This window comes from Ohtaekwangia sp., assembly GCF_036786105.1.
In the GTDB taxonomy this organism is placed as follows: Bacteria; Bacteroidota; Bacteroidia; order Cytophagales; family Cyclobacteriaceae; genus Ohtaekwangia.
This window is the reverse complement of record NZ_DAIQRQ010000045.1, coordinates 41,020-45,128: the sequence shown is the minus strand read 5'-3', so window position 1 is coordinate 45,128 and position 4,109 is coordinate 41,020. Positions and strand designations below refer to the sequence as shown.

Here is a 4,109-nt window from a genome sequence, read left to right as displayed (position 1 = left end):
TTGATTAACAACAGAAGTAGTAATGGCTGGCAGCGCCGTATTATTCATTACCTGAACGGTGGCTTTCGCAGTAGCACATCGCGTAAGCTTGTCAACAGCTACCACGGTATAATATCCGGCAGCCAAGCCACTATACGTTGCACCTTTGAAATTGGAAGCTGTTGTATCCGGAGTCGCTATATTTCCATTGAACCAATAATATTGAAATGGTCCCGCAGAGCCTGCTGCGGTTGCCGTAACAGAGCCATTAACAGGTGAACAGTTTGTCTGGTTGCCGGATACAGACGCAGTTACTGTGGGAGTAATCAAATTATCAACTACAGTAACGATCTCTGTATCGGTACACCCGGAAGCATCTGTTGCTTGTACGGTGTACACTCCTGCAGCAAGACCAGTAATAGACGGTGTGGTGCCGATCTGGTTTGCAGCCAAGGTATTATTTCCCTTGAACCATTTCCATGTATAGCCGGCCGTTACTCCATTAATATTGGCAGCAGCAGCGCCGTTGGGTTTGGTGGTTATACAAGAAGTCTGCGATGCGGTAACATTGGCTGTAACCTGCTGAATCTGTTTTGATTTTACGGTAACAAGAACGCTTGGAGAAACACATCCGGTGTTTTTATCGGTAGCGATTACCAGATATGATCCGGCGGTGAGACCGGTATAAGCATCGCCTGTAAAATCGGGGGAAGGTTTTATACTGGCTCCATTATACCAATCGAAGGTATATCCATTGGTCGTTCCGCCTACCGTTGCCTGTGCGCTACCTGAGTTGGCAGGGTTACAATTTGCATCGGTAGTAGTAGCGGTTACAATCGGCTTAACCGTTTTGTCTGTTACCTGGAATGATTGATTAGATGTACATCCTGTTGATTTCTCCGTAACCAAAATAGAGTATGTTGTGGCATCTACATTTGTGATTACGTGACTCTTCGACAAGATCGGCCCTGTAAGTACAGCAGATCCGGCATACCAGGCATAGTCGTAATTACCAAACGGATCACCTCCGTTAACGATAGCGTGCATCTTGCCATCCGGATGCTTACAACTCGTATAGGGCGAATCTTCCACAATCGTCACGTTCAATGTACGTGACTGCACGCCCACCGTAACGGTCTTGGTATCAGACCCACACTTCATTCCTTTATGTATAGCATATACCGAATACGTGCCTTCTGTTAGTCCGGTATATATAGGGCCTTTATAATTGGCTGTGGTGGTATCTCCTGCGGTAGCACTATTGAACCAGTAAAATGTATAGTTTACTGTTTCTTTTACACCATTCACCAACCGGTATGCCTCTACCGCTCCGGAAGGGGCCGTTGTTGTAGTAGCACATTTAGTGTTATCAGAGATTAAGGCGGCCTCAATGCTAAAGGGAAGCGGGCTTACGCTTACAGAAGTCAGGTTATTGGTATAGTTACATTCAAAAAAATTGGTATTCGGCAGCGACAATGGTGTTGTACTTCCGTTGTCGTTTACTACAATATATAATGTAAAATTACCGCCAGTTCCCTGCACGGTAATGTTGTTGGCTGCAAAGGTATCACCTATATTTAAGTTACTGACATTAAGGTATTGCGTATTAAGTTTGACTGCTCCTGCCACCCGCGGATCTCCACTATAAAATGTTACCGGTAAAGATCCCGACAGCCCTAAATTACCCGAGTTTTTGATGGTAAAGGATATGGTAAAGTTCTTATCCGGGCAGGTAGGTTTATTTACTGTAATGGATGAGTTTGGATCAAATACCAGGTCGGGTGCTGCGTAAGTTGGACATCCCTTCGAATCGAGGAATGGCGACTGGTTAAGAAATGAATTGAGTGGCCTGTTATCGCCAGGATTACACGGTGAACCGGTGGAGAATACCAAGTGGTGTTTTTGTTGTACCTGTGGGATGGTAAGGTCATCGTTTACGTTTACATTGAAATATCCGTGCTGATTCCATACTCTTCGTGAGGGCACCCACGCCTGGAGACTGGAAGTATAGGTCCGTATCTGCCCATAGGGAGCCCGTGAAAAGTCATTAATATTATCGGCATCATTTGTAGCACAGGTAACGCATATTTCTGTCGATCCATCTCCATCCACGTCTACTACAATCGGGTAATCATTCGCAGTACGTGAGTGACACGTTGTCTGGGTAAAGATGTTACCGGTTTTTCCGTTGATAATATAAAGATAGGCTTCGTCACGGTATACAATCTCGTTCGATTTATCATTGTTAAAGTCGAAGACAGTAGCCCCTGTATATCCGGAAGTTCCCTCCTGAATATTGATTGACCACATTAGTGTAAAGTCTTCTTTTAAGGCAAACAGTTTGCTCCCTGACACGAACGTTGTATTCAACTTCCCATCACCATCAATATCAGAGATATTCAAACGACCGGTACCTTCAGACCAGTTATTAGAGGTTTTATATACTGATACAGTATTATTCTTAACATCCCAGAAAAAGGCAGCCGTAGTTCCTGTCGTTGAACCCAATGAACCACTGGTAAGTACATCCAGGAAACCATCCTGATTATAGTCGGCCACGCTGGTTAAGCTGGTGATATATCCGAAGCTTGATTTTTTGGGATAATAATTGGCGGATGCCGGTATGCTTTTAACCAGCGTGAGAGAACCAGCGTCCAAAGTTCTGGCTCCTAAATTTACGGAATATATATTTCCACCCAATACGAGTTCGAGACCTGTACACGATGCACAATCTGTAGTGCTGAATATATCTACGGCAACCGGCCCTGCATCAATAGCCGTCCATGTTCCACTTCCTTTTACGAGGCGTGTTCCGGTGGCAGCATCCAGTATTTCGTTCCGGTAATATAACTCCACTTTACCGTCACTCCCGAAATCCGCCAGTCCAAGGGTAATAGGCTGACCATAAGCCTGTGTTGACCATTGCTTGTTTCCCTGGCAATCATAAGACGTTACATAATAATTACTACCGGATTTTTCAACGATAAAGATATCCGCGCATCCATCGTTTTTAACATCTGCTATAGCGTGATCATAATACTCGGCAGTCCCGGAAATGATACCGGTATATTTAATGGAAAGATTTTGTCCATTCAATATATATAGCTTTTTATCATCCGGATGCACCGTAACAAGTTCCGGAATACCGTCACTATCGAGGTCACCTACCGCCATTCTTCCGGAGGTATAGGTCATACGGTCCGGTGAAGCCGATTCAAGCTTCATTCCAAAAGCTACCGATCCTGTTGGAGGTACCTGACAAGCCTTGTCCTGTCCTATATAGAAATCCTTACAGAGCGAGTTGCCTCGGCAGTCGCCATCAAAACAATCAACAAATCCATCACCGTCATTATCAATGCCATCGCCGCAATTAGTTTCCTGTGCGTAGGCGTAAATATTAAACACTACTAATAGTGCCAACAACAGTTTTTTCATAGGGTAAGATCAAAGACTATAAACTGGACCTGAGGGTTATTAAGTCAACGTGGGGTTACTCTTATTCTCAAGTTACAAATACCACAGAAAGGTATTTTATTTAGGTATCAAAAAATTTACAACATCACCTATATTTGGTGATAAGTAATAATTGAAAGCTGTTTTGCGCTTTTTTAGAAAAAAAAGAAGCAAGCTTTATAATCTATTCACTCTATTGTTTGCACATGAAGTCTGCGAAAGCCAAATCAGTTTTGCGTTGGAACATGCCATTTACTCTCAACTGCATCTTTACTCTCTTTTTTCTATTATCCATTACTACCCTTAAGCGTGCTGAGGCTCAGATTGTTCGTGCGGGTGTGAAGCTGGGAGGCCAACTCAACCAAGTACGGATGGATGACAAGCATTTCAAAGACACAGCTTCCTTTCGACCCGGAGGGGGGTATAGTGCCGGTCTGGTACTCGCATTCAAGGTAAAAAACAGGTACTTTTTGCACACAGAATACATTTATTCTACAAAAAGTAAAACCGTTTCCGGTAAAATTGATCCGTATTTGAAAGATAAGGTGACCTATAAATACTTCGAGATACCCATTTTGTTCACCATGCATTTCAAAGGACAACTGGGTAAAAACAGGGAATTTAAATGGTATGGAGGCGTAGGCCCCAACATTGCCTATTTGTTGGGGGGACAAGGG

Annotated in this window: 2 protein-coding genes; one reads left to right on the top strand and one right to left on the bottom strand. The window is 43.7% G+C overall.

What is annotated here, in order from left to right; all coding sequences use genetic code 11:
* A partial coding sequence (locus V7Q33_RS16845; protein ID WP_333820568.1) for an FG-GAP repeat domain-containing protein occupies nucleotides 1–3,414 on the bottom strand: 3,414 nt, incomplete at its 3' end.
* A gap of 224 nt (nucleotides 3,415–3,638) precedes the next feature.
* Here V7Q33_RS16845 and V7Q33_RS16840 point away from each other — a divergent pair.
* A partial coding sequence (locus V7Q33_RS16840) for an outer membrane beta-barrel protein (protein WP_333820567.1) occupies nucleotides 3,639–4,109 on the top strand: 471 nt, incomplete at its 3' end.